This window comes from Neomoorella stamsii, assembly GCF_002995805.1.
Classification (GTDB): domain Bacteria; phylum Bacillota; class DSM-521; order Neomoorellales; family Neomoorellaceae; genus Neomoorella; species Neomoorella stamsii.
In genome coordinates, this window is record NZ_PVXL01000021.1 from 26388 (window position 1) to 50950 (window position 24563).

Sequence of the window (24563 nt, forward strand, 5' to 3'; positions counted from 1 at the left end):
CCACCTCCTTTTCCTGCCGGGTGATCTCATGTTAAGGCTAAAAGATCCGCAGCTCACCCTGTGGGATGCCCTGTTGCCATCTGACCTGGTCCAGCTCAATCCCGAACTGGCCAGGGTGGATGAACTCCTGGAAGATGATAAGTTTATGACTCCATTCATCAGCCGGTTTGAGGCGCGCCTGGGCAGGCCAACTATCCCTATGGAAACCTACCTGCGCCTGATATGTATCTGAAGTACCGTTATGGCCTGGGTTATGAAGTTTTAGTCCAGGAAGTAAATGACAGTATTAAGTGGCGGCGCTTCTGCAGTATTCCCTTAACTCAAAAGGTGCCCCATGCTACTACTTTGATTAAACTCACTAAACGCTGTGGCCCCGGGGTTGTAGAAGAACTCAATAAAGCCCTGGTTCAGGAAGCCCGGGAGAAAAAGATTATCCGGGGACGCAAGCTGCAGGTGGACACCACGGTAGTGGAAGCCAATATTCACCATCCCACGGACGCCGGCCTTTTAGCCGACGGAGTACGGGTTATCACCCGTACCGTGAAAAAGATCCGGGAGGCAGGTCTAGCCTTAGCGGGGGCCTTTCATAACCGGGAACGTTCCATTAAAAAACGCATCTATGAGATCAATAAAGTGTTAAAACGCCGTAGTAACGAAGCCTATCAAGAAGTCCGGAAAATTACAGGAGCAATCCTTAAAACCATCCGGAAGGTTATTACCGAAGCTGCCAGTATTGTCAGGGAGGCCAAAGATACCCTCCAGCAACAAGGGGAGCAAGTTAAAGGGGAAATCCACGCCCTGGTTCAGACGTTAGAAGAAACTATCAGCCGTACGGAAAAGATTGTAACCCAAACGGCAGCCGTCCAGGAGGGGAATTTGCATCTTCCTGACCGGGTGGTAAGTATCTTTGATACCGAAGCCCGGCCCATTAAAAAGGGTAAGGCTAATGCCCCGGTAGAGTTCGGCTACAAGGTGCTACTACAGGAAGTGGAAAACAAGATAATCACCGGCTATAAGGTGTTGCGGGGGAACCCCGCGGACGATACCTTACTCCTTGGCGCAGTGGAGGATCATACTGAGACTTTCAAACATCCACCTCATGCCCTGGCTGCCGATAGAGGTTTTGGTGGTTCAGGGAACGAAAATGGTTGCCATCAACGCGGGGTAAAGCAGGTTAGCTTACCCCGGAAAGGTAAAATCAGTAAAGCTCGCAAAGCCTATCAAGCGCAAAGCTGGTTCAAACGTCTCCAACGCTGGCGTGCTGGAGGAGAGGCTACTATTAGTCTTCTGAAGCGCAAATATGGTTTACGCCGTAGCCTTTCCAGGGGATATGAGGGTACCACTACCTGGGTCGGTTATGGAATCTTGGCCTATAATTTACATCGGTTGGCAACAATGGTATAACAAGATGGGTGAAGCAGTTAGAGATTAATCCTGACTATAGTTGCGGAAATAACATTTCCTCTTAAGCGATGAAAAAAGTGGACTTTTTCAGGGGAAACTAACTAAAATCCCGTTGGATTATTTAAGAGTTTAATAATATCTTCAACAACTCTATCGAGGTTCTTTTTCTTTAGTTCATGCCCCCAAATTCGTTTCACACGCCATCCTGCAGTGGTAAGGGCAGCATCAACTCTCCGATCTCTGGCAATATTTTCTTCAATTTTTTTTCGCCAGAAATCTTGCCTTGTTGCCGGGAGTTGGTAATGAAGAGGACATCCGTGCCAGAAACAACCATCACAGAATATGGCGAGCCTGGCTTCCGGAAAAATGGCATCAGGAGAACCAACAAGACTCTCGCCGTATTTTGTAACATATTCGTCGTGAGAAAGTGGTTTTAGTCCTTGAAGCATCAGGGCATTCTTAAGACGCAGCTCTAGCTTGGTGTTTTTTGAACGAACTGATGCCATGTTGTAGCTCCGTGCTTCCGGGCTTTTGATATCTGTCATATTTAATCACCATGTAAAATATACTACTAGTTTGTATGTAGCTCAAGATTTTGGCAATAACTCCAGCACATTTTATAGTCATCAGTCAGGAAGACCTGCAAAAGCAGGTCTTCCTGATTCCTGGAGCCCGGCCAACTATACGGAAGGAGCGTCACTTTTCGGCGATGCCGTCGCGCTCCTTTCTGAAGGCAGGTTAAGCGCCCCGGGGGGCGCGCCACCACACACGCGGCAGAGCCACGTGGTCATTTAATTTTTTATACCGGGGGTTAAACCGGAGCTAAACCAGTGTTTTTGGGGCATGCCCCGTCTTTTTGCCTTTTGGTACTTGCAATTCCTATATTTTTTTAACCGGGGGTGTTGCCGTTGCCTAAACAAAGCCGTTTTAAATTCAGATTAGATATCGGGTTAGATGATGACCTGGCCGCCAGATTAAAAGCCGAAGCAACCCGGCGTGAACTTTCAATTGCGGTTTTAGTGCGGGAAATTTTAAACCGGGCCTTGAGCGAAGGAGCAGCCATCGAAGGCCGCGAAGCTCTGGACCAGGCGATACGCCGGGCAATCAAAAAAGACGTGGACCGGCTGGCAAAGCTGATGGTCAAATCTACCATGGCCGGGGCCACGGCCATGTTCCTTAATGTCCAGGTACTCAATGACCTGGGCAAACGCGACGCCGCCGATATTTACCATATTGCCAGGAAAAAAGCGGTTGAGTATTTGCGTTTACCGGAGGAAGGCGGTGGGATTAACGAATGAGTAAAAGCGTGGTCATCGTCAACGTGGCATACTACCAGCACGGCACCAAAAAGATGGCCTGTAACTACAACCATATCCGGTATATTGCCACCAAGCCCGAAGCCGACCGGGGCGATGCCGGAGCCTACCGCGTAGGAGATGAAGATTATCCCGTGGAAAGGGGCACCGCCGCCGGGCATGTTAAATACGCGGCGGAAAGGCCCGGGAGTTCCGGCCTTTTCGGGCCGGAAGGAGAACCGGTTCCTGACTGGCAGGAATTAGGTAGCAAGCTGGCCAAGCATAACCTGCCTGTCTGGCGGGTGATAGTCAGTCTGCGGCAGGACGACGCGGAACGCCTGGGACTGGCGGAGCGGGAAAAGTGGCAGGCTGCCATTGAGAACGGCGTTAACAACGCCAACAAGGCCATGCACCTGGACCCGGACCATACCCGCTGGGTGGCGGCCTTCCACCGCAAAGAGGGCCATCCCCATTGCCATGTGGTTATCTGGGAGGAAGAACACGGCGCCGCTAGGAGGCAGGGCTACCTGGAGCCGGGGGAAAGAAAAGGGGTTTTCCGTTCCTTTGCCCGGGAGGTTTTTCGCGAGGAAAGGGACCGCCTTACGGCCGAAAAGACGGCCATCAGGGACGCGATTAGGGAGCTGGCAGGCAACGATATCGGGAAAGTCATGGAGTTTATGCGCGAGGTGAAGAAGGCCCGGCTGGAAGCCAGGGCTTTTTGGGGCTCCAGCCCCAAGATGCTGCCCGTCCTTACCCCCGGTAGAGAAGAAGTGCTGGTGAGGAAGCTGCAGGACCTGGCCGGGATTATGCATGGTAAGGGCCGTATAGCTCTGGCCTACATGCCGGGAGAAGTTAAGGAGCGGGCCAGGGAAATAGCCGATTGGGTACTGAAACAGCCGGGGTTTAACCAATCAGCGGAACGTTACCGGGAACTGGCGCGGCAGCTGGCCGGCCATTATACCATGCAGCCGGGAGCCCTGGACGAGGCGGCCGGGAAGGCATACGAGGACTTGCGGGACCGGGTGGCCCAGGTAGTGCTGAAAGGCGCGGCCGCTATAAATCGCCTGGAACGAGAAGTAGAGTTCAATGAAAAGAGGGAAGCCAGGCAAATCCAGGTTGAAAAAAGCCGGATAGCCAACAGCGTCTGGAAGGCCGCCTGGCGGGCCCTGGAGCGGGAGCGCACCCGGGCCGAGGCCCAGGCCATGCTGGCGGCGGAAAGGGACCTGGAACGCCGCCGACGCCGGGCAAGGGGAGAAGAAAGGGAGATGAGGATGCCATGAAAGTAAAATTCCACCATGTCATTTTATTGCTCCTGGTTTTATCGGACCTGCTGCTGGCTCCATTGGTGTTAAAGCTGCCCTTATTCCTGAAAGTCCAGGGTTTTAGGCCCGGACTGGAAGTTTGGAAAAAAGAAACCCTGGCCAGCCCCATGGCCGGGCCGGCGATACTGATTAAGGATGAAAAGATGCGTAACACCTGGATATGGCTGCAGCCCGCAATGGGAGCTGCGGCCCTTTCTATTTTGTGGCCCGCCGCCAGGCGTAAAAGTAAGACCAGGGACGGCAGCATAGGAGGACCCGAAGCGGCGGGACAGGGCTAGCACGGCACGGCTAGGTGGCGAACCAAGAAAGAGCTTGCTTCCACCCTGGCGTCGTGGCGGTTGCCCGGCGGCCCGCCGGGCGGGGGCATCGTCATGGGGTTTGAAAAAGACCCCTTTTACACCGCCTGGCTGGATACAGGTGATACCCATGTCCTGCTGCTGGGAGCCACCCGGTCCGGCAAATCGCGGCGGATTATCCTTCCCACCATCTGGACCCTGGGCTTGGCAGGGGAGAGCATGGTCATTACCGACCCTAAGGGTGAACTGTATAATGTAACATCCGCCTACTTACAGCGCCGGGGTTACGACGTGATCTTAATTGACCTGCGCGACCCGTACCGCGGCAACCGCTGGAACCCGCTGGAACCGGTTATCATGGGGCTGGCAAGGGGGGACCCTACCGTGGCCAGCCAGGCGGCCTGGGATGTGGCCAACATCATTACCCATCAGCAGCCCCACTACGGGGACAGCATCTGGCCCCAGTCCCAGGAGAGCCTTACTGCCGCCCTGGCCCTGGCGGTGGCGGCGGAAGCGCCTCCTGAAGGAAAACACCTTGCCAGCGCCTATGCCCTGCTTACGACGTTGGGAGCCGGGGGAGGGGAAGAACTGGACGCATACTTCCGGCACTTTCCGCAGGGCCACCCGGCGCGGGCGGCATACGGGGTGGCGGCTTTGAGCGAGGACCGCCTGCGTTCCAGCATTTTTACCGGCACTGCCGCCCAGCTGCGGTTGTGGGCCGACCCGGCCGTGGCCTGGCTGACGGCAGTACAGGACCATGACTTGGCCGTGGTTGGGAGGGAGAGGACGGCTGTTTTCCTGGTTATCCCTGACGAGCGGGAAAGCCGGCATGTCCTGGCTTCCCTATATATCGCCCAGGCCTACCAGGCCCTGGCGGACGCGGCCCGGGACAAAGGCGGCCTGCCCCTGCGGGTGAACTTCCTCCTGGATGAGTTCGGCAACCTGCCGCCCATACCGGGTTTTGACAAGAAGCTCACGGTCGCCGCCGGCCGGGGGATGCGCTTCCTCCTGGCCCTTCAGGACCTGGCCCAGATAAAGGCCAGGTATAAAGAAGCGGCCGGGACCATCACCGGCAACTGCGCCACCTGGGTATACCTCTCCACAGCCGATATAGAAACAGCTAAAGTGATCAGCGCCAAGACGGGCCAGTACACGGTACGGACGGAAAGCTACTCCAGCCAGGTAAGGGCCGCCGATTATTCCCAGGGTACCACCGAGGGGTTGACCGGCAGGCCCCTGCTCCTGCCGGATGAAATTTTACGCTGGCCGGCAGGCCAGGCCCTGGTGCTCCAGGCCCGGGAAAACCCGGCCCGGCTGCCCCTCCCGGACCTCTCCGCCTGGCCCGTTGCAGGCGATTTAACGCCTGCTGCTATAGAAAAACCTGATCAGGGGGTGATAACGGCCCCGCCGGTATGGCTGCCCGGGCCGCCGGCGGGGAGGCAAGAGGCCGTTACAGTCGAGCCCGTGGCTAATGCCGCAGATGTTATATCCAATCTCTAAAAGGGGGACGAGAGAAAATGTTGGAGAAGCTTGCTGGTGCTTTAAAGAAAGCCGGCCCGTATGTGCCCGTCATCCTGCTGGCCTTTGCCAAAGCCGCCTTTGCCGCCGGGAGCGGCGGTCAGCCCCAGATTGTCACCGGGGCCATCAACCTCTTGAATGACGCCACCTCCTGGCTTTTAGGCATCATCCCGGCCGGTTCCGGGGCCGCCATCGGCTACCATGCCCTGATGAAGCAGATGAGCGACGGCGATCCGGCTACGGCCGCCGCCCACAACCGCGCCATGCGCAACGTGCTCATTGGCGGTGCTATTGGTGAATCGGCGGTAGGCATCACCAAGGTCTTTTTAAGCTACTTTCAGGGCTAGGTTTATAGCAGGCCCGGGGTAACCGGGCCTGCTCCCTTTATGGGGGAGGGAAAGAATTTGGATGTAATCGTCAACCTGATTATTAATGCCATCAATAAGTTCCTGGCCGGCATCATGGAGAACGCCCTTACCACCTTCGCCGCCTTTGCCGGCAACGAGATGGCCCTGGCGCTGCAGATTTTAGACTCGGTATACGTCCAGAGCGCCGTCCGCCTGGCTCAGGCGGTGGCCGGGAGCCTGCTGGCCGTAAAGGTGGGGGTCGAAGCCCTGCAGGCATACATCCTGCACATCAACGGTGAGCCGGGGGCGGACCCGGGCGGCCTCTTGAAGCGCACCGCCGTGGCCGCCGCCATCATCGGGGCCGGGCCCTGGCTGGTGAAGACAGTCTACAAGTGGGGCAACGATTTAGCTCAAAGCGTGGCCAGTCTTTCCTCGGTAAATCCCAACCCGGCCAACTTTATCGACACCATCTTTTCCGTGGGAACGACGCCCTTCCTGATCATGATTACCGCCATCGCTGCTATCGTTATCTGGGCCTTGATCCTCATCCAGACCGGCATCCGGGCGGTGGAAGTGGCCGCCCTGGCTGCCGTCGGCCCCATCATGGCCGTTGGGTTGACCCGGGCTGACGAGGGGGTGGCGGCCGTCTGGTGGCGGGAACTGGTGGTCTTATCTACCAGCCAGGCCTTACAAACCTTCATGATGAAGGGGTTTCTGGCGACCGTCATGGCCTTTACCTTTAACTCCGACGTGTTGAAGTTGTTCCTCCTGATCGGCTGGCTCTGGGTGGCCTTCAAGACCCCTGCCGTCCTGCGGCAGTTCGCCTACCACACCGGCATCGGCGGGGCTATGGGCCAGGCCGGCCAGACGGCAGGGACCATGTATATCATGAGGCGCATGTTCATGAAGGGGGTATGAGCTTTGTACCTGATACCGCGCAACGTCTCAGCCAGGTTCGAGTTTTTCCCCGGCTTCGGCTGGTTTGAACTGGCGTCTGTAGTTGCCGGGGCTTTGGTTGGACTGGGGTTGTTTTTCCTTTCCGGCATGTTTACCAAATCCGTAATCCGTTTTGTCCTCTTCGTTATGCCGCCGGGATTGGCCTTCTTTGTCACCAAACAGGGGCCTAACGGCCAGAGCCTCCTGGACCTGATCCAACAGTGGCGCTGCTGGTCCATGGCCCAGCGGCAGTATTTATACGTGACCAAAGGAGAGTGAGAATATGGCTTTCAAGCTATCGGGGAAAAAGAAACCCGTCAAACAGCAGCAGATTGACCAGGCGGCGGTCAGGAGGGCGGTCCAGGACTGGCTGCCCTGGAAGGACATCGCCGGCGGGGTAATAACCAGGAAAGACGACCAGGTGGTGGCAGTCCTCAAGGTGGAACCTTTTAACCTGGCCCTGAAAAGCGAAAATGAGAAGAAACGGATCATTACAGCTGTACATGAGGCGTTGAACGGCCAGCGGGAGGCTTTTCAAATCTTTTCCCTGGGGCGGCCGGTGGACCTGGACGCCTACCTGCGGGGCCTGCAGGACCTGGTCCGGGAGACTGGTAACCCGGCCCGGAAGAAGCTCCTGCAGGATTATACCCGTTATGTGGCCACCCTGGTGGCCAGCGGGGAGGCCCTGGAAAGAAGATATTACATTTTGCTACCCGGGAAGGAGCAGGTAGAAGTCTTGCAAAGGGCGCATGAACTGGCAAGCAACCTGGAACGGTCTGGGCTGAAGGTGGGAGTTTGCTGCGACCGGGAGATCATCGACCTAATTTTTGTTTTTACCCATCCTGCCCAGGCGGCCTTCGAGCGGCCGCCTCTATTCGCGGGGCCCTACCTGCCGCCGGTGCTTAGTGGGTGATGATAATCAGTTCCTCCATGGGGTAATGCCTGTCATTTGCCGTTACCAGAGCCAGGTTGTTGCGGAGGGCTACGGCCGCTATGAGGGTATCAGGCAGGCTAAGGGTGATGCCTTTTCTGGCATAAGTGTAACGCCAGCGGCCGGCCAGGCGGGAGGATTCGTAGTCTATGGGGTAAAACTTCAGGCTGGAGAGAAACCGTTCTACTACGAGGAGCTCCTTTTCTCGGGCCCCGGAAAAAACTTCGGCCACAGTTATGGGGCAGGCGGCCAAGGGAGCCTTATCTTTGAGGACTTCAAGAAGGGCGATGGTGTGTTTGTCGCCGCGCAAGAAATCAATTAGGGCCGTAGTGTCCAGCAAAAAGCCTTTGACCGGGGCTTTATTTTTCATCTCGCGACCACCTGGCCAGCCTTTCTTCTGCTTCCTGGCGCAAGTTTCTTACCCATGCTTTGATGCTTTCCCGGTCTCTAAATTCAGGGTATTCGTCAGGGGTAAATACACCCCGGCACTCCTTAAGGGCTTTCGCCTGCTTCAACCGCAGGAGAGCTTCTTCGGTGGCCCTGATAATGAAGTCGCTTTGTTTGCCCCGCCTAACGTGCTTGCTTAAGTCCCGGGCGAGGGATTCGGGAAACCTGATAGCTTTGAGGCGTGTTTTTTCGGTCATATTAAGACCTCCCGGGAATTTGCTATACATTCAGTATAACATACAGGGGTGATTCGGTAAATGAGCAAGTATAAAGCGCAAACCCAACAAGCGCCCACATTCTTTGGTCTTCTTGATGTCCTGGCTCCACAGGCGCTTGACTTTGGTCCCAGGCAAATAACTTTCGGTGAGCAGCTGGCCAGGGTGATGGTGATAACCGATTATCCCCCGCGGGTAGGTCCGGCCTGGCTGGCCCGGGTGGCCGGTATGCCGGGGGTGGTGGCCTCTATCCATGTAACCCCTACCGACCCGGCGAACCTGGTATTAAGCATTAATAGGGCCATCGGCGAATATACCGGCCGGCTGGAGATGGGCGGCAACGCCCTGGTGATGCAGCGCACCGAACAGGCCCTGAAGGACGCCCAGGAATTGCTTAGAAAGATTGACCAGGAACAGCAGCAGGTTTTTTACGTAACTGTTGTTCTCCTGGTCCTGGCCCCGGAGCAGGAAACCCTGGACCGGCGGACGCGCCAGGTTGAGGCGGCCCTGGCCGCCGCCGGGATGCGGGGGAGGGTGGCGGTATTCCGGCAGGAGGAAGGCCTCAAGGCGGCAGGGCCTTGGGCGGTACTGCCTTCAGGGATCAAGGACGCCGGGGCCAGGAACATGCCGGCGGAAACGGTGGCTGCTTCCTTTCCCTTCACAGCTTCGGGGATCAACGACGGCAGCGGCGTGGTCCTGGGCCGCGACCGGGACGGCGGACTGGTGCTGGTGGACATCTGGCAGCGGGGCGGGGATAGGACCAACAGCAACTGGACCGTCCTGGCCAAGCCCGGGGCGGGAAAGTCTTTCGCGGTAAAGATGCTGGTTTTGCGGGAATTGGCGCGGGGGTCCAGGGTGATCATCATCGACCCGGAACGGGAGTACCGGGAGATGTGCCGCCTTTTGGGTGGGGCCTGGATCAACTGCGCCGGGGGTAAAGGGCGCATCAACCCCCTGCAGGTGCGGCCGGTCCCTGTCGACGACGAAGGAGTGGAAGTAGAAAGGGTGACCGCCCGGGGGCCCCTGGCCCTGCATCTGCAGACCCTGCGGACCTTCTTTTCCCTCTACTTGCGGGATTTAAGTGACCTGGAGAAGGCCGCTTTGGAAGAGGCCCTGGTAGAAGTCTACCACCAGGCGGGCATTGACTGGCAGGCCGACCCGGCGGCAGTACCGCCAGAGAAGTGGCCCACCACCAGGGAGCTTTATACCTATGTCGCCGCCAGGGCGAAACAACAACCGGAAACTTACGGACGCCTGGCGGTCCTGCTGCGCCGGGCGGTAGAAGGGGCCGACGCCTCCTTATGGGTCGGGCCGACCACAGCCAGCGCCGGCAGCGACCTGATCATCCTTGATGTCCACGACCTGCAAAACGCCGATGACGCCGTAAGGAGGGCGCAATACTTCAACGTCCTCTCCTTTGCCTGGCATCAGATTGAAAAAGACCGCCAGGAGAGGACCCTGCTGGTGGTGGATGAAGCCTGGCTTTTGGTGGACCCCCAGACGCCCCAAGCCCTGGCCTTCCTTCGAGATACCTCGAAGCGCATTAGGAAGTACATGGGCGGCCTGGTGGTCATCTCCCAGAATGTGGTGGACTTCCTGGCCCCGGAGGTGGTCCGCCACGGCCAGGCCCTCCTGGATAACCCGACGTACAAGCTCTTGTTGGCCCAGGGGGAGAAGGACCTGGAAGCCATCACCACCCTGATGAACCTCTCGGAAGCGGAGCATGACCTTTTGGCCTCGGCCAAACGGGGCGAAGGCCTGCTGGTGGCCGGGACCCAGCGGGTGCATGTGCGGATTGAGGCCGCGCCTTACGAGATGCCCTACCTCACGGGGGGCGGTCAGTAATGCCGGCCTGGGTAGCCAGGGTTGCCCTGGCCTTCCTCCCCGGGAAACCGGAGAAAGCCGTCTTATGGGTGTTAATCATCTTGACCTTGCCTGTCACCCTGCTGGCCCTGCTTTTTGCGGGGCCGGTTGTTATCTGGGAAAGGGTGCCTATAGCCACTCCCGGCCAAGTGAAAATTTATGTTGACGCGGCCGGAGCAGTAAGCGCCAGTACCAGATCACCGTGTGATCAGGGGGTTACGGTTGACTGGCAGCCCCTGCTGGCTATAGATGCGGTGAGGCTAAACCAGGATTTCAGCAAGGCTAGCCCGGCTAAAGCAGGAGAACTAGCCCGGAGGTTCATCGAAAAGGTAGGGACCTGCACTTACTGCGTGGGTGACCCCCCGGAATGTACCACCTACCCGGTCTACAAGCTGCGTTCCCTGGAGGAAGTCCTGGATGACCTGGGCTTTAATCAATCCCAAAGAAAGAAAGTGAAAAATATCCTGGAGGTGGACCTCTCTTTCCTCCTGGACGTAGGGCCGGGAGTGCCGCCGGGCTGGATGCCGGTGGAAGGTAAATTGAAGTGGCCCACACCGGGTATTTTCACCATTACCTCCGGCTTCGGCCCCAGGGTCGACCCGGTGGAAGGGCTGGACGGCTTTCATACGGGGATGGATATAGGAGCGCCCATGTGGACGCCCGTCCATGCAGTTGCTGATGGCGTGGTGGCCGTGGCCGAATGGATGGGGAACTTCGGCTATGCCGTCTACATCGAGCACGACGACATGGTTACCATCTATGCCCACCTGTCCCAGATCGCCGTCCAGCGGGGCCAGCAGGTTAGGGCCGGTGACGTGATCGCCTACAGCGGCAGTACGGGCAAGAGCACCGGGCCGCACCTGCATTTTGAGATCAGGGTACACGGCCAGCCGGTCAACCCGATCAATTATTTCAAGTAAATATCATGGAGGGCAAGAAGATGGATGAGGTCAGCAGATATGATCATGCCGTCCAGGTTTATGCCGCCCACCTGGAGGCGGCCAACCTGGCTAAGGGGAACGCCGAAGCGGCCAGGCAGGCCCTGGCCCTTGTAGACCCCGGAAACCTGGCACTGAAGGTGCCTATGAAGGAATATGCCCTGCTGAAAGCCCAGCCCCTTTTGCTGCTGGCGGAAATCCTCTTTGGAGGGAACCGGGAGGTACCAAGGCAGACCATCACTCCGGAATTGGCCCTCCTGGCCGGGGCGGTGGTCGTGGGCCGGGGGGAAAGCCCCGGCCAGGTACTGAACGTGATACAAAGGGTGTTGGAGAGGCCTTTATTGAGGGATAGGTGAAACACAATGATATACCCCCTCCAACATTTGAGGGGGTATATCACGAAGGCTTTTTAATTAAAGGGATGCCCAGGTCTTTGCATATTTTGTTGGCCAGGAAGTCTTCGATTTCATTATGTCGCGGAACTGTGGATGTCTTGAAAGTAGAGGGATTAAAGAAAACGGTATGGTTCCCGCCCTCTCGCAGTTGCCGGCATCCATATTGGTGCAAATGGCGCAGTAATTCCTTACGCTTCAATTTACGGCCTCCACCGCAATGTCCAGGGGTTCAATAATAGTATCCGGTCCTTGAAACTTGCCTGCTAATTCTGCGTTTGCCTGCAATATTAACTGGGTGGCTTCCTTAAGGTTGTTGCGTAGTTCTTCAAGGGTTTTCCCCTGACTATTTATGCCGGGGATTTCTTTAATAAAGCCTATATACCAGTCACCACGTTTTTGCATAACAGCAGTTAAGCGCATTAATATCAACCCCTTTTAAGTCATTATACCATCTTTGCCACAAGCGCTCTATATTTACCTTTATTGTTTCCACCTCAAATCCGATCAATCGATTAACGAAAGGAGCAAAAATTTATGATGTATGCTTTAATCCTTGCCCCGGCCAGGGCGGAGCAGGTGAGAAAAGCCGTGAAAGAATACGGCGAAGTGGTATACGACCAGGCCGGGACTATGGATTCCTTTGGCATTCGTAATGCCATCCAATCTGCAGCCAGGGTGGCGGCTGACGTCCTGGTTTTGGATATAGATGCCGGCCCGGGCCCGGACCTGGTGGCCGCCGTTCGGGGTTACCGCATAGCCAGGCCATATACGAGGATATTCCTGCTGGCACCCGGCAGGCAGCCGGGAGATGCGACGGTGGCAAAGTTTGTGGGGTTGGGGGTGTATGATATAATAGACGGGCCGGTTGAAGCCGACTGGGGTGATTTAGTCGCCCGGGCCCTGGCCAGCGTCCCGGCCACCTACGCCCATGCCGCCAGGTGGCATATCATGACTGGTTTAACAGGCGAAGAAGAACAAGTAAAGGAAAAAGTGGTCATCGAGCAGCGGCCGGTAGGGGTGGTGACTATTGCCGTGGCCGGGGCCGCGTCAGGGTTAGGCTGCACCCATACTGCCCTGGCCATCAGCGCTTTTTTAGCCAGGCAGGGCCATAATGTGGCCCTGGTGGAAGACAGCCAGAACCCGGTAATGCAGGATTACCTAAAAATTATCAAGGCAGGACCCGGGCGGGTAAGCAAAGCCTGGCGTATAAAAGGCTTTGATGTGTTTCCTTTTGCTAAAACCGAGGTTGACAAATTTATAGAAGGTGATGGTAATAATTTTATATTTGACGAGCTTTTGCCGGAGTTGAGTACCGGTCGGTATGAATATATCGTCCGTGATTTAGGTACAGCGGATAAAAAAAGGACCAGGGAGGCTTTTAGATCCAACCTGGCCGTCCTGGTAGCTAGCGCCGCCAGGTGGCGCTGGGGCGACTTGCTGAAAATTGAGCCGTTATCTTCATTCCGCCTAGTGCTGGTTGCCCCGGCGGAACTGGATGTGAAGGAAATAAGGAAAATCCCGGAGTTAAAAGCATATGTGATGCCGTACCATCCCGATCCTTTCTGTATGCCAGATGAGGTACTTGCCGAACTTTTACGGCCGGTATTGCCCCAGTCCAGGGAAAAAAAGAAACAGTTTTGGGTAAGGTTTAGGGTGGCTGCTGCAACGCCAAAACGGCCTCCGGCCTAACGTAGCGGCGGCCTCAAAAGGCGACAACGGTTGGCAGCAGGAGCGCTAAAGTGCACATGCTGCCTTGATTTAAAACCTCCTGGCCTTCCGGCCGGCCTTAGATTATACCGCCGCCCGGCCTATTGCCGTCAAGGCTGGCCCTTCGGGCCACCGCTTCGCGGCGCTTACGCGGCCTTGACGGCGGCCGGGCGGCAAATGCTGCAACTAAGGCCGGAAGGCCGGGGGCTGAAGGCCCTGGAGGGAAGGGGGGTGGCAAAGGGCGGGGGGATAGGAAGATAAGGGTGTGCAGTAGGCAATATTGATAAATTGGCAGGCCTGGGGTAAAATGGTGGTAAGGAAGGTGATTGAAATGGCTAAAGAGGTTGTCGTGAAAATACCTGATGATGTCTATGAAAGTTTGGGATGGAATAAAGATCTGGCCGGGGAAATATTGAAGAGATTGGCTGCAGCGTTATATGCTGAAAGGAAAATCTCTTTGGGGAAAGCTGCTCAAGTCAGTGGGTTATCTTATGTAGCATTTTTGGATGTCCTTGCCGAAATGGGTATCACATTAAATTATGATGAAGAAGAATTAGAATACGACCTGGAAACCGTAAGGAGGCTATTGGCGCGTGAAGGTAATAGCTGATACTTCTATGCTAATAGCCTTGTCCCATTTGCGGCAGTTAGATTTGGTGAAAAAGCTATGGAGTAAGGTTTTTATACCGGAAACGGTTTATGAGGAAGTTTTGCAAGGAGGTTCTGGAGCCACTGGCGTTCAAGAAGTAGAAAACGCTGTGAAAGCTGGGTGGTTGATAGTTCATAAAGTGCAGTCAAATAGAGAAGTGGCCTTCTTGACGACGGTATTGGGACCAGGTGAAGCTGAGGTTTTGGTATTAGGGAATGAACTCAATGCTGACCTGCTTTTAATTGACGAAAAGAAGGCGCGGCGTATTGCAATTCAAGCTGGGTTTGAGGTGTTAGGAGTGTTGGGTGTAATCAACCTGGCGGTAAGCAAGAATTTAATTGATCGCAAAGAAGTTCCTGCAATTGTGGATACCTTAAAAAATAAAGGATTCCGTTTGGGGGAAGGCCTGGTTGAGAGGTTTCTTAAAAGCTTGGAGATCCAATAAGTACCGGTATGCCGGTGCTTTTTGATTCCTAACGGAACGAAAAGAGGGCATAGCGAAATATTACGTTTGTATGCACTATAAGAGGCCTGAACCGGTAAGGTATTAATGCACTTTACCATCACTCGCCGGCCAGCAGAAATGGCGTACATTTGGGTTAATGCCCGGTGGCACTTCCGTAACAGTAGAAGGGGCATCAAATAATTTCAATAGCGCTGCTATCATCAGGTCTTTAACCCTTCCATAGGGCGCGGAAACGCTCATGTGATAGTATAGAGAACCATCTTCCCTCATGGTTTTTGTGAAGCAAACCCGTGTCTTTCCCGGGAACTCGCCCCAGTGCCTGGGAACTGGCATTACTTCAGTGTTGGGGTCAAATATGTATTCCTCCGCCGCCTTTTTTATGAACTCCGCTGTTTTTTGGCAGCGGCGGTTTCAGGATTATAACTGCCCTTACTCACGTAAGTCCCCCTTAAATAATCTTCCCCGGTGGTAGAACCCCATTTAGGCTCTCTTTTAGCGCACTTTCTATCTCCCTGGCAATGTCCGGGTGCTGCCGTAAAAATTCGCAGGTATTTTCAAGGCCTTGACCCAGGTGATCGCCCTGCCAGGAATACCAGGCACCGCTCTTAGTCACGATTCCTTTCTCAACAGCCATTTCTAATAGCGCTCCTTCTTTGGATATCCCCCGACCATAGAGCAAATCTAAATCGCATCCCCGGAACGGGGGCGCAACCTTGTTTTTTACAACCCGCGTTTTCATTTTGTGTCCTACTACTTCCGTCCCGTTTTTAATCTGATCCCCCCGTTGGACCTCAATCCTTACTGATGAATAGAATTTAAGCGCCCTGCCTCCGGGCGTCACGTAATCCGGTTTGCCGAAAGAACCGCCGGAGTTTATCTTTTCCCTTAGTTGATTGATAAAAATGACTATCGTCTTGGACTTGGAGACTATCCCGGAAAGCTTCCGCATGGCCTGGGACATGAGCCTGGCCTGGAGCCCGACTATGGCATCCCCGAATTCCCCTTCTAATTCTTTTTTCGGCACCAGGGCGGCAACGGAATCTATCACGATTATATCTACGGCAGAAGATTGGATAAGGGCTGAGGCTATTTCTAAAGCCTGCTCGCCATATTCAGGCTGGCTGACCAGCAAATTCTCAATATCCACCCCGAGGGTTTTGGCGTAATTGGGGTCAAAGGCGTGCTCGGCATCGATCAGGACGGCATTGCCGCCGCTTTTTTGGACCTCAGTAACAGCGTGCAGGGCTATTGTCGTCTTGCCTGATCCTTCCTCGCCGAAAATTTCGATTATGCGGCCTCTGGGCAAGCCGCCCACGCCCAGGGCCAGGTCCAGGGGGAGTATTCCTGTGGGCATGGCCTCAACGTTCAGGCGTTCCTGCTGGCCCAGGCGCATGATGGCGCCCTTGCCATGCTTTTTTTCAATCTCTGCCAGGGCTTTAGAAAGGGCCTGTTCGCGGCCGGCTTCCATGCTTTTTGCACTCCTTCCCGGGGAATGTTTTGGTTTGATGGTATTCTTTAACATTTTTATACCACCAGGAACATTTGTTCGTCAACAGGTAATTGCATTATTTTTTCCGGGCAGATACTATTTGGCACCTAATCACTTTATAAACTTTATCTTTACCAGCTCCGGCGGCACCCCTAATTCAGCCGCAAATTCTTCTATGGTTTGTCCATATTCGGGCTGTTCTTCGGCCAGCAATAACTCTGCGGTAAAGGCATTAGCCCGGTATTCTTCCGACCCGGTGATTATGCATGTGTTTTCCACCATAAAAAAGTAACCGAGGCCGGACGGCGATAACTGGTCATGGCCGATTTCATGGCCGACTATAATCCTTTGCTCTTCTCTGGGAAGGGAAGAGTTTATCCCGATGAGTTTGCGGCCCATAAACTCTAAAACCATGCCTTTTATCTTGCGGAACGGAAATGGGATGATTTTGATGCCAAGGCAATCAGCCAGCTTTAAGGGGTCCCTGGTGTTATATTTTTTCACCAGGCCATTTACAGCTTTGATGATGTATTCTTGCATAAGCCGTCGCTCCCGGAAGCCTTGGATCGATATTTGTCGAAATATGGCTATATCAATAAAGCTACTCCCTTTCACAGGAAGTAGCTTTTAAATACTTATGTTGCTTAAATTTTGGGCAAGAGTCAGCCGTTACTTACCTTTCTCTTTCTCTTTTTCTTTCTTCAGGGTTTTCCAGGCAAACTTTAGGAATTCTATTATATCCTCTTTATCCTCTTCGTCCAGGGGCGCCCCGTTGAACTGGACGTTGCTTTGCCTAAGGAATTCTTCCAACTCTATATTGCTGGGCGGGTCGTCACGGTTATACCATTCTCTTGTGTCTATGGGTTTGGCCTGCTTTTCTTCTTCCGGTAGGTAGCCGGCGGCGGCCATGAGATCTTCGTAAGTAACATTATTGTAAGCATGATCCGCCAACTTTTTTATAGTCTGTGGGGTTGGAGGGGAATTCAATAATGCCCTTGATAGCCTTGAAATATGTGCAGAAGTTACTCCAGACTGAAGCGCATACTGATTAATAGACCTATCTCCTCTTGCTTTGTTCAGTAGCTGCGCGAACTTTTCTTTGTTAAACCCCGACATAATCTTACCTTCTTTCCTCTGCAAAATTATTATATAATAACCGTTGACTACAGACAACATTTATTTTTTTCACGGAGCCTTCCAAAAACTATTGACTGTGTGTAATAAAGAGGTATAATATTACATGTAAACAACATTGATTGTAGGTAATAAATTAGATAAGGTGATGAAACATGTTTTTAAATAAGATAAGAGTTAAAGAATTAATGCAGGAAAAAGCTAATGGTAATTATCATGAGTTTGCAAGGCAATTAGACGTTGATGTAGCTCAGGTCTATAGAATTTTAACTAAAAACTCAAAAGCTGGTCCAAAGTTTTTAGGACGTTTTATGCGTTTTTGCCAAGATAACGGGTTAGATTTTAGGCAGTATATTTTTTTAGAAGAACCATTACATATATGTAATAATACCAAAGACACAGGTACAGAAGGGTAGGATGTGCTCCTACTGTAGGTATATCTCCTTTGCCACCAATAATGGGCGGGAGCCAATTTCCTTCTAAACGCATGGAAGCCGAGGGATGGCTACCGCAGCCGGGCCAAGAATCCAGTATAATAACCGTTGCTAGTTAATCTGAAGGCATTTTGTATATTCGTCATTTATTGTTCCATATCCTACCAGAATTAAAGACAAAAAGCCTCGGGAGAGGATAAAAAGTGCCGGAGCAACCTTATATAGCCGTAGTATGCCCTCCAAAAAACGAAAGCCAGAGAAAAAACCGGACACCGGATGCAGAAAGAAAGTTGCGGAAGCGCCATGGGTTACCACCTGTTCGAGGGCAAGGAAAACGCGGTCCAGGCAAGGCTCCCAGGGCAGACCGGCAGGAGGTTGCCCGTGCGGTGGCCAGGGTATTAGTGGATAACCCAACAGCCCCGGCGACTATCCTGGCCCGGTTGGCAGGCCTGATCAGGGAAGATGCGGGAGAAAAAGACCGCAGGGCTGCGGCGGAAAGAGTCCGCCAGGCGTTGAAGGACTTGCAGCAAATGCCCGGCCTGGCTGGGGATGAAGCCCTGGCTGAAGCTGTCCGCCAGGTATTTGTGAAGCGCGAAGAAGAAAAGGAAAGGCGGCGCCAGAAACGGGAAAGAGCGCAAGTTGACAGTGAAGAAGAGGCTGCCATTATAGCCTGGCTGCAGTACCAGCAGGCCGTCAATGCCGCCGAGATGTCGGCCAGGAGGGTGCAGGTAGGTGGCGGGGACTGGCTGAAGTGGGCGGGGAGCGCTTATGAACTGGACGGTAGTCGCAATAAGTACATATGCAACCTGGAGCCGACTAGCCGGCCGGCGGACCTGCCGTTGAAAATATCAGCAATAGGAAATATACCTGCAGCCAGCGGTTATAAGAAAGGCAGGGGCGGCGGCAAAAGACCTCTCCTTCCATAAAATACCGGGTCTAACCCGGCATTTTTATTTTTAAGGACAGGCCGGTTTGGCAAGTTTGGCCACATATGTATGTGTTGAGGTGGTCCGCATGGAAATTAAAAACCGTTTCGGCACCATAACGGTTCACATGCCATCGAGGCCTCCTACGCCCGAGGAGGAAAGAAGGTTATATGCAGTACTTGTAGAATGTTTAATTGAAAGGAAGGCGGCACCAGAGAACGGCCCCAATAGCCGGGAAAATCAAGCAGAACAAGCAGTGGCGGTTTAGTGCTATGAGGTAACATCCGACGAGGTAATAATTGCCCACACCAACGAAGCGGAATACCGGGCCTTTATCAGCAACCCCAAGAATGAAGCCCTGCAGTCCCGGATTATGGTCATTCCTATTCCCTATAACCTGAAGGTGCGGGATGAGGTAAAGATTTATCAAAAACTGATCCGCCAGAGCGATATTACCGTCCACATTGCCCCCTTTGCCCTCCAGGCGGCAGCCATCTTTTCCATCCTGTCCCGCCTGAAGGAATCGAAAAAACAGGGTATGGACCTCTTAAAGAAGATGAAGCTTTATGATGGCGAGGATGTGGAGGGTTTCAAGCAAAAGGACGTCCTGGAACTCATGAATGAAGTCGAGGGGGAGGGCATGAGCGGCGTCGACCCCCGCTACGTCATCAACCGCATTTCCAGCGCCCTGATAACTGCCGATACCCGCTGCATCAATGCCCTGGATATCCTGCGGGCTTTGAAGGACGGCCTGGACCAGCACCCCTCTATTACCAAGGAAGAAAAGGAGCGCCTCATTAATTTCATTGCCCTGGCGCGGCAGGAATACGACGAATACGCCAAGAAGGAAGTCCAGCGGGCCTTTGTTTACTCCTATGAAGAATCGGCCCGGGCTCTGTTTAACAACTACCTGGATAATGTGGAGGCCTTTGTCAACAAGACCAAGGTCCGCGACCCCATTACCGATGAAGAGCTGGATCCCGATGAAAAACTCATGCGCTCCATCGAGGAGCAGATCGGTGTCACGGAAAACGCCAAGAAAGCCTTCCGGGAAGAGATCCTCATCCGCCTTTCTTCCTATGCCCGTAAGGGCAAGACCTTCGATTATAATTCCCACGAGCGCCTGCGGGAGGCCATTGAGAAAAAGCTTTTTGCCGACATGAAGGATATCATCAAGATTACCACTTCCACCCGGACGCCGGACCCGGAACAGTTGAAGCGCATCAATGCCGTTATCGACCGCCTCATTTCCCAGCATGGCTATTGCCCGGTGTGCGCCAACGAGCTGTTGAAATACACTGGCAGTCTCTTAAACCGCTAAGTGCGGAGTGATGGCCGTGGATACCCAGTATAGTCTGTCGCGGGAAGACTGGTCCCTGCACCGGAAAGGCTACCTGGACCAGCAGCGGCACCAGGAAAAGGTGCGGGAAGCCATCAAGAAAAATCTACCCCAGATTATCACCGAAGAAAGCATCATCATGGGCAAGGGCAAAAAGGTGGTCCGGGTGCCCATCAGGAGCCTGGAGGAGTACCACTTCCGCTTCAATTACAACCAGGGCCGGAACGTTGGCCAGGGCAGCGGCGGTACCCAGAAGGGAACGGTCATTGGTCGCGAGGCCCCTGATGGCGCCGGTAAAGGCCCTGGAGCGGGCGACCAGCCGGGAGTTGATTACTACGAAGCCGAGGTCACCCTGGAGGAAGTCCAGGAGATGCTTTTCCAGGATCTAGAACTCCCCAATCTCCAGGAGAAGAAAAAACCCATCCTGGCTTCACCCACCTATGAATTTCGCGACGTCCGCCGCAAAGGCCTCATGGGTAACCTGGATAAAAAACGCACCCTCCTGGAGAACCTCAAACGCAATGCCATGAAGGGGAAGCTCTTCATTGGCGGCATCATTCCGGAGGACCTGCGTTTTAAAACCTGGGAGGAAAAAATGCGCTATGAGACCAGTGCCGTGGTCCTGGCCATGATGGATACCTCCGGTAGCATGGGGACTTATGAGAAGTATATCGCCCGGACCTTCTTTTTCTGGATGGTGCGTTTCCTGCGCAGCAAGTACCAGCAGGTGGAAATTGTCTTCATTGCCCACCATACCCAGGCCAGGGAAGTAACCGAAGAAGAATTCTTTGCCAAGGGCGAAAGCGGCGGCACCCGCTGTTCTTCGGCCTACCAGCTGGCCCTGGAGATTATTGACAAGCGCTATTCCCCGGCCGATTATAATATCTATCCCTTTCATTTTACCGACGGGGATAATCTTCCCAGCGACAACGAGACCTGCCTGGAAGCCGTCCAGCTGCTCTTGCCTAAAGTAAATCTCCTGGGCTATGGGGAGATTGTTAACCCCTATTACCGCACCAGCACCCTGATGAACGTCCTGAAACGCATCAAAGATGAACGCCTGGTGACAGTGGCCATCAAAGATAAAAGCGAGGTTTACCAGGCATTACGGCAGTTTTTTGCCGGCTCAAAAGGGAGGGAATCAGGTGGAACAAGAATTTAAGGCCCTCGCTAAAGCCATCGAAGCCATCCACGACCAGGCCAGGAAATTCGGCCTGGACTTTTTTCCCATGCGCTTTGAGCTGGTACCGGCCGACGTCATTTATGCCTTTGGTGCCTACGGTATGCCAACCAGGTTCACCCATTGGACTTTCGGCAAACACTTCTATAAGATGAAGCTCCAGTATGACTTCAACCTCAGCCGCATCTATGAACTGGTCATCAACTCCAACCCCTGCTATGCCTTCTTGCTGGAGGGTAACGACCTGATCCAGAATAAACTGGTCATTGCCCATGTTTTTGCCCACAGCGACTTTTTTAAAAATAACGTTCATTTTGCTCCAACCTCCCGTCAAATGGTAGAAACCATGGCCGTCCATGCTGCCAAAATCAGGGAATACGAGTTTAAATACGGCCACCGGGAAGTAGAGATTTTCCTCGACGCCGCCCTGTCTATCCAGGAACATATCGAGCCCCCCGCCATCTTTCCGGTAACGAAAGAGGAGGGGGAAAAGGAAAAGGGGCCTTCCCGCCCTCCGGAGACACCCTATGATGACCTCTGGGCCCTGGACGGCAAACCGAAGGAACAGCCCAGGGAACGTAGCCGGAAGATACCACCGCGGCCAACGAAGGATATGCTGGCCTTCATCATGAACAATAGCCCCGAGCTGGAGGACTGGCAGCGGGATATCCTGGCTATAGTCCGGGAAGAAATGCGGTATTTCTGGCCCCAGATGGAAACTAAGATTATTAACGAAGGCTGGGCCACTTACTGGCACGCCCGCATTATGCGGGAACTGGATTTAACAGAAGAAGAAACCATCGAATTTGCCCACCTCCATGCCAGCGTCAGCCAGCCGGGCAAAATGCAAATCAATCCCTATTATGTGGGCAGCAAGATTTTTGAGGATATTGAAAAGCGCTGGGATAATCCCAGCCAGGAAGAGCGGGAAAAATACGGTCGCAAAGGTGGGGAGGGCCGGGCCAAAATCTTTGAGGTCCGTACCTGTGAAAACGATATCTCCTTCCTGCGCAACTACCTGACCAGGGAACTAGTCGAAGAGCTGGATCTCTTCCTCTATCAGAAGGTGGGGTCGGAATGGGTAGTGGTGGAGAAAGACTGGGAAAAGGTCCGGGATGGCCTGGTCGGCCGCCTGACCAACTGTGGTTTTCCCTATATCGTCGTCGAGGATGGTGACTACCAGCGGCGGGGTGAACTCTACCTCAAGCATTGCTATGAAGGCCTGGAACTGGATGTCCCGTACCTGGAAAAGACCCTGCCCTACGTTTACCTGTTGTGGGGCCGGCCGGTCCACCTGGAAACCGTCATTGACGGCAAGACGGCTGTATTTAGCTATGACGGCAAGAAAAATAGCCGCCGCTAAATTTATAGCAGGAATCCCTGTTTTAATGTGGAAATATCTTTAGTATGTCCGGATTGTGGAAACCCTGAAGATGGGTGGTTATCACGAGGACAGGTATTTAAATAGAAACTGGCGCAGCTAGTTTCTACCAAAGATCCCACTTCCTACTTCTCACTTCTTATATATGGGGGAGAACGGTTTGTACTGGAATGAAAGATACGAGTGTATGCCGGAGGAAGAATTAAGGGAACTCCAGCTGGAGCGCCTCCAGGCGACGGTCAAAAGAGCCTTTTTTAACGTTCCCTTTTACCGTAAGGCCTTCCAGGCCATTGGAATAGAACCGGGCGATATCAAGAGCCTGGACGATCTCCAGAAATTACCTTTTACCACCAAACAGGATTTACGGGACAATTATCCCTTCGGTATGTTTGCCGTACCCATGAGTGAAGTGGTGCGCATCCACTCCTCATCCGGTACGACAGGGAAACCGACGGTGGTCGGTTATACCCGCCATGATATTGACGTCTGGGCCGAGCTCATGGCCCGGGCCCTGGTCTGCGGCGGGACAACCCGTCACGATATTATCCAGAACGCCTATGGTTATGGCCTCTTTACCGGCGGCCTGGGGATTCATTATGGCGCAGAACGCCTGGGTGCATCTGTTATCCCCATCTCCGGCGGCAATACCAAGCGCCAGATAATGATCATGAAGGATTACGGTAGTACGGTTCTTACCTGTACTCCCTCCTATGCCTTGCATCTAGCCGAGGTAATGGCCGAGATGGGTGTCAGCCCCGGGGAGTTAAAGCTCCGGTGCGGTATTTTTGGTGCCGAACCCTGGTCGGAAAACATGCGCCAGGAGATCGAGAAACGGCTGGGGATCAGCGCTGTTGATATCTACGGCCTGAGCGAAGTTATCGGTCCCGGCGTAGGCATTGAGTGCCAGGAGAAGAACGGCCTGCATGTTTTTGGCGACCACTTCCTGGTAGAAGTCATTGACCCGGTGACGGAGAAGTCGGTGCCGCCGGGACAGCTGGGCGAGCTGGTCATCACATCGCTCACCAAAGAGGCCCTGCCAGTCATCCGCTACCGGACCAGGGACATTACCAGCCTGCTCCTCGGGACGTGTTCCTGCGGCCGCACCTACGTCCGGGTGGCCCGCTTTACGGGGCGGACGGATGACATGCTCATTATTCGCGGGGTCAATGTCTTTCCCTCCCAGGTGGAGAGCGTTCTCCTGGAAATGGGCGGTACCGAACCCCATTACCTCCTCATTGTCGACCGCCAGGGAGCCCTGGACACCCTGGAGGTCAAGGTGGAGGTTTCCGACTCCCTTTTCTCCGATAAAGTACGGGGACTGGAAGAACTGGAAAAACGGCTGGTCAACGAGCTGGAAAGCACCCTGGGTATTAGCGTGAAAGTCACCCTGGTGGAGCCCAAAACCATCGAGCGCAGCGAAGGGAAAGCAGTTAGGGTGATTGACAAGCGGAAGATATGAGGGGAGGCGAGTCTATGAAAATCAAACAGCTCTCGATATTCCTGGAGAACAAGTCGGGCCGGCTGGCGGCAGTAACGCGCCTGCTGGCCGGGCGGGGGATCAACATCCGCGCCCTGTCCATTGCCGACACTTCTGACTTTGGCATCTTACGCCTCATCGTCAACGATCCAGAACAGGCCTACGCCGCCCTGAAAGAAGCGGGTTTCACCGTCAGCCTCACGGAGGTCCTGGGGGTGGAAATGCCGGACAGGCCCGGGGGCTTGAGTAACATCCTGTCTATCCTGGAAGAAGCAGGCATCAACATCGAATACCTGTATGCCTTTATTGGTAAGGGCGATAACGGTGCCCTGGTGATCTTCCGCGTCGAAGAGCTGGATAAAGCTATTACGATTCTCCAGGATAAGGGAATTACTATTGTGGAGGGTGAAAGGATCTACCGCCTCTGAAGATCCTACCTCTCCCTCCCCAGTATTATGAAGGAGATGAAACCAA

General features: G+C 54.1%; 26 protein-coding genes and 3 pseudogenes. 21 read left to right on the forward strand and 8 right to left on the reverse strand.

The annotated features are described in order from the left end of the window. The first annotated feature begins 28 nt into the window (after positions 1-28). Positions 29-1404, forward strand: a pseudogene (locus MOST_RS02345) (ISNCY family transposase). A gap of 101 nt (positions 1405-1505) precedes the next feature. On the opposite strand, the gene MOST_RS02350 reads toward MOST_RS02345, so the two are convergent. After that, a complete protein-coding gene (locus MOST_RS02350) occupies positions 1506-1949 on the reverse strand; it encodes a very short patch repair endonuclease (RefSeq protein WP_054936331.1) in 444 nt (147 codons plus the stop codon). A gap of 363 nt (positions 1950-2312) precedes the next feature. Between MOST_RS02350 and MOST_RS02355 the strand changes: the two genes are divergently transcribed. From MOST_RS02355 to MOST_RS02385, 7 genes and pseudogenes are all read left to right on the forward strand, one after another. Beyond that, positions 2313-2702, forward strand: a complete 390-nt coding sequence (locus MOST_RS02355; RefSeq protein WP_054936330.1) for a ribbon-helix-helix domain-containing protein — start codon at positions 2313-2315, stop codon at positions 2700-2702. Beyond that, a complete protein-coding gene (mobP3, locus tag MOST_RS02360; protein WP_054936329.1) occupies positions 2699-3979 on the forward strand; it encodes a MobP3 family relaxase in 1281 nt (426 codons plus the stop codon). Before MOST_RS02355 ends, mobP3 begins: the two co-directional genes overlap by 4 nt. Continuing rightward, positions 3976-5817 (forward strand): annotated as a pseudogene (locus MOST_RS02365) (VirD4-like conjugal transfer protein, CD1115 family). The gene mobP3 and the pseudogene MOST_RS02365 overlap by 4 nt, the downstream one beginning before the upstream one ends. Before the next feature lie 17 nt (positions 5818-5834). Further along, complete coding sequence (locus tag MOST_RS02370; protein ID WP_244266995.1) at positions 5835-6182, forward strand: hypothetical protein; 348 nt, start codon at positions 5835-5837, stop codon at positions 6180-6182. 57 nt (positions 6183-6239) lie between these two features. Beyond that, a complete protein-coding gene (locus tag MOST_RS02375; RefSeq protein ID WP_277995686.1) occupies positions 6240-7100 on the forward strand; it encodes a conjugal transfer protein TrbL family protein in 861 nt (286 codons plus the stop codon). Between the two features lie 3 nt (positions 7101-7103). Next, positions 7104-7397, forward strand: a complete 294-nt coding sequence (locus MOST_RS02380; RefSeq protein WP_054936327.1) for a PrgI family mobile element protein — start codon at positions 7104-7106, stop codon at positions 7395-7397. Positions 7398-7401: 4 nt separating this feature from the next. After that, a complete protein-coding gene (locus MOST_RS02385) occupies positions 7402-8031 on the forward strand; it encodes a TraC-like domain-containing protein (protein ID WP_054936326.1) in 630 nt (209 codons plus the stop codon). Here the strand turns inward: MOST_RS02385 and MOST_RS02390 are convergent. Together MOST_RS02390 and MOST_RS02395 are read right to left on the reverse strand one after the other, a co-directional pair. Then, positions 8021-8419, reverse strand: a complete 399-nt coding sequence (locus tag MOST_RS02390; RefSeq protein ID WP_054936325.1) for a type II toxin-antitoxin system VapC family toxin — start codon at positions 8417-8419, stop codon at positions 8021-8023. The two genes, MOST_RS02385 and MOST_RS02390, sit on opposite strands and share 11 nt — an antisense overlap. Next, positions 8409-8693: a hypothetical protein gene (locus tag MOST_RS02395; RefSeq protein WP_054936324.1), complete on the reverse strand. Its 285-nt coding sequence runs from the start codon at positions 8691-8693 to the stop codon at positions 8409-8411. Before MOST_RS02395 ends, MOST_RS02390 begins: the two co-directional genes overlap by 11 nt. Positions 8694-8753: 60 nt before the next feature. Here MOST_RS02395 and MOST_RS02400 point away from each other — a divergent pair, with 60 nt between their 5' ends. From MOST_RS02400 to MOST_RS02410, 3 genes are read left to right on the forward strand one after another with little or no spacing between them, the layout of a single operon-like run. Further along, positions 8754-10556, forward strand: a complete 1803-nt coding sequence (locus MOST_RS02400) for a VirB4 family type IV secretion system protein (RefSeq protein WP_054936323.1) — start codon at positions 8754-8756, stop codon at positions 10554-10556. Continuing rightward, positions 10556-11494: a M23 family metallopeptidase gene (locus MOST_RS02405; RefSeq protein ID WP_054936322.1), complete on the forward strand. Its 939-nt coding sequence runs from the start codon at positions 10556-10558 to the stop codon at positions 11492-11494. The genes MOST_RS02400 and MOST_RS02405 overlap by 1 nt, the downstream gene beginning before the upstream one ends. Before the next feature lie 20 nt (positions 11495-11514). Next, complete coding sequence (locus tag MOST_RS02410; RefSeq protein ID WP_054936321.1) at positions 11515-11868, forward strand: hypothetical protein; 354 nt, start codon at positions 11515-11517, stop codon at positions 11866-11868. Positions 11869-11908: 40 nt separating this feature from the next. Here MOST_RS02410 and MOST_RS18400 read toward each other — a convergent pair whose 3' ends face one another. Together MOST_RS18400 and MOST_RS02420 are read right to left on the reverse strand one after the other, a co-directional pair. After that, a complete protein-coding gene (locus MOST_RS18400) occupies positions 11909-12106 on the reverse strand; it encodes a type II toxin-antitoxin system HicA family toxin (protein ID WP_054936320.1) in 198 nt (65 codons plus the stop codon). Next, the gene (locus MOST_RS02420; protein WP_054936319.1) at positions 12103-12327 is read right to left on the reverse strand and encodes a type II toxin-antitoxin system HicB family antitoxin; all 225 of its coding nucleotides are present in this window, start codon (positions 12325-12327) and stop codon (positions 12103-12105) included. Before MOST_RS02420 ends, MOST_RS18400 begins: the two co-directional genes overlap by 4 nt. Positions 12328-12441: 114 nt before the next feature. Here MOST_RS02420 and MOST_RS17135 point away from each other — a divergent pair, with 114 nt between their 5' ends. The 3 genes from MOST_RS17135 (at position 12442) to MOST_RS02435 (ending at position 14708) form a co-directional block, all read left to right on the forward strand. Next, on the forward strand, positions 12442-13596 hold the full coding sequence (locus MOST_RS17135; protein WP_054936318.1) for a P-loop NTPase family protein: 1155 nt from the start codon (positions 12442-12444) through the stop codon (positions 13594-13596). Positions 13597-13945: 349 nt separating this feature from the next. Then, positions 13946-14224: a UPF0175 family protein gene (locus tag MOST_RS02430; protein WP_244266999.1), complete on the forward strand. Its 279-nt coding sequence runs from the start codon at positions 13946-13948 to the stop codon at positions 14222-14224. Beyond that, entirely contained in the window at positions 14208-14708 is a 501-nt protein-coding gene (locus tag MOST_RS02435; RefSeq protein WP_054936316.1) for a PIN domain-containing protein, read from the forward strand. Before MOST_RS02430 ends, MOST_RS02435 begins: the two co-directional genes overlap by 17 nt. Positions 14709-15177: 469 nt before the next feature. On the opposite strand, the gene recA is transcribed toward MOST_RS02435, so the two are convergent. From recA to MOST_RS17580, 3 genes are all read right to left on the reverse strand, one after another. Then, positions 15178-16197, reverse strand: a complete 1020-nt coding sequence (gene recA, locus MOST_RS02440; RefSeq protein ID WP_054936387.1) for a recombinase RecA — start codon at positions 16195-16197, stop codon at positions 15178-15180. A gap of 132 nt (positions 16198-16329) precedes the next feature. Beyond that, positions 16330-16758 carry an ImmA/IrrE family metallo-endopeptidase gene (locus MOST_RS02445; protein WP_054936315.1) on the reverse strand — a complete coding sequence of 143 codons (429 nt, stop codon included), beginning with the start codon at positions 16756-16758 and terminating at the stop codon, positions 16330-16332. A gap of 129 nt (positions 16759-16887) precedes the next feature. Further along, positions 16888-17334: a hypothetical protein gene (locus tag MOST_RS17580; protein ID WP_083476556.1), complete on the reverse strand. Its 447-nt coding sequence runs from the start codon at positions 17332-17334 to the stop codon at positions 16888-16890. A 173-nt stretch (positions 17335-17507) separates the two neighbouring features. On the opposite strand from MOST_RS17580, the gene MOST_RS02455 reads away from it, so the two are divergent. The 7 genes and pseudogenes from MOST_RS02455 (at position 17508) to MOST_RS02485 (ending at position 24517) form a co-directional block, all read left to right on the forward strand. Beyond that, on the forward strand, positions 17508-17768 hold the full coding sequence (locus MOST_RS02455) for a hypothetical protein (RefSeq protein ID WP_054936313.1): 261 nt from the start codon (positions 17508-17510) through the stop codon (positions 17766-17768). Positions 17769-18172: 404 nt separating this feature from the next. Next, on the forward strand, positions 18173-18712 hold the full coding sequence (locus MOST_RS02460) for a hypothetical protein (RefSeq protein WP_054936312.1): 540 nt from the start codon (positions 18173-18175) through the stop codon (positions 18710-18712). Positions 18713-18989: 277 nt separating this feature from the next. After that, a pseudogene (locus tag MOST_RS02465) lies at positions 18990-20033 on the forward strand (protein prkA); the annotation flags it as partial. A gap of 10 nt (positions 20034-20043) precedes the next feature. Then, positions 20044-21213 (forward strand): sporulation protein YhbH, encoded by a 1170-nt coding sequence (yhbH, locus tag MOST_RS02470; RefSeq protein WP_054936311.1) that lies wholly within the window; start codon positions 20044-20046, stop codon positions 21211-21213. Beyond that, positions 21197-22594: a SpoVR family protein gene (locus MOST_RS02475; protein WP_054936310.1), complete on the forward strand. Its 1398-nt coding sequence runs from the start codon at positions 21197-21199 to the stop codon at positions 22592-22594. Before yhbH ends, MOST_RS02475 begins: the two co-directional genes overlap by 17 nt. Positions 22595-22757: 163 nt before the next feature. Next, complete coding sequence (locus tag MOST_RS02480; RefSeq protein WP_054936309.1) at positions 22758-24071, forward strand: phenylacetate--CoA ligase; 1314 nt, start codon at positions 22758-22760, stop codon at positions 24069-24071. Between the two features lie 14 nt (positions 24072-24085). Then, complete coding sequence (locus MOST_RS02485; RefSeq protein WP_054936308.1) at positions 24086-24517, forward strand: ACT domain-containing protein; 432 nt, start codon at positions 24086-24088, stop codon at positions 24515-24517. Positions 24518-24563 lie beyond the last annotated feature (46 nt).

What these genes read in the sequence shown, in the direction of transcription:
- MOST_RS02350 (WP_054936331.1), bottom strand. Translation starts at nt 1,949, where the DNA reads ATGACAGATATCAAAAGCCCGGAAGCACGGAGCTACAACATGGCATCA.
- mobP3 (WP_054936329.1), top strand. Translation starts at nt 2,699, where the DNA reads ATGAGTAAAAGCGTGGTCATCGTCAACGTGGCATACTACCAGCACGGC.
- MOST_RS02370 (WP_244266995.1), top strand. Translation starts at nt 5,835, where the DNA reads ATGTTGGAGAAGCTTGCTGGTGCTTTAAAGAAAGCCGGCCCGTATGTG.
- MOST_RS02385 (WP_054936326.1), top strand. Translation starts at nt 7,402, where the DNA reads ATGGCTTTCAAGCTATCGGGGAAAAAGAAACCCGTCAAACAGCAGCAG.
- MOST_RS02390 (WP_054936325.1), bottom strand. Translation starts at nt 8,419, where the DNA reads ATGAAAAATAAAGCCCCGGTCAAAGGCTTTTTGCTGGACACTACGGCC.
- MOST_RS02395 (WP_054936324.1), bottom strand. Translation starts at nt 8,693, where the DNA reads ATGACCGAAAAAACACGCCTCAAAGCTATCAGGTTTCCCGAATCCCTC.
- MOST_RS02400 (WP_054936323.1), top strand. Translation starts at nt 8,754, where the DNA reads ATGAGCAAGTATAAAGCGCAAACCCAACAAGCGCCCACATTCTTTGGT.
- MOST_RS02405 (WP_054936322.1), top strand. Translation starts at nt 10,556, where the DNA reads ATGCCGGCCTGGGTAGCCAGGGTTGCCCTGGCCTTCCTCCCCGGGAAA.
- MOST_RS02410 (WP_054936321.1), top strand. Translation starts at nt 11,515, where the DNA reads ATGGATGAGGTCAGCAGATATGATCATGCCGTCCAGGTTTATGCCGCC.
- MOST_RS02420 (WP_054936319.1), bottom strand. Translation starts at nt 12,327, where the DNA reads ATGCGCTTAACTGCTGTTATGCAAAAACGTGGTGACTGGTATATAGGC.
- MOST_RS17135 (WP_054936318.1), top strand. Translation starts at nt 12,442, where the DNA reads ATGATGTATGCTTTAATCCTTGCCCCGGCCAGGGCGGAGCAGGTGAGA.
- MOST_RS02430 (WP_244266999.1), top strand. Translation starts at nt 13,946, where the DNA reads ATGGCTAAAGAGGTTGTCGTGAAAATACCTGATGATGTCTATGAAAGT.
- recA (WP_054936387.1), bottom strand. Translation starts at nt 16,197, where the DNA reads ATGGAAGCCGGCCGCGAACAGGCCCTTTCTAAAGCCCTGGCAGAGATT.
- MOST_RS02445 (WP_054936315.1), bottom strand. Translation starts at nt 16,758, where the DNA reads ATGCAAGAATACATCATCAAAGCTGTAAATGGCCTGGTGAAAAAATAT.
- MOST_RS17580 (WP_083476556.1), bottom strand. Translation starts at nt 17,334, where the DNA reads ATGTCGGGGTTTAACAAAGAAAAGTTCGCGCAGCTACTGAACAAAGCA.
- MOST_RS02455 (WP_054936313.1), top strand. Translation starts at nt 17,508, where the DNA reads ATGTTTTTAAATAAGATAAGAGTTAAAGAATTAATGCAGGAAAAAGCT.
- yhbH (WP_054936311.1), top strand. Translation starts at nt 20,044, where the DNA reads ATGGCCGTGGATACCCAGTATAGTCTGTCGCGGGAAGACTGGTCCCTG.
- MOST_RS02480 (WP_054936309.1), top strand. Translation starts at nt 22,758, where the DNA reads ATGGGGGAGAACGGTTTGTACTGGAATGAAAGATACGAGTGTATGCCG.
- MOST_RS02485 (WP_054936308.1), top strand. Translation starts at nt 24,086, where the DNA reads ATGAAAATCAAACAGCTCTCGATATTCCTGGAGAACAAGTCGGGCCGG.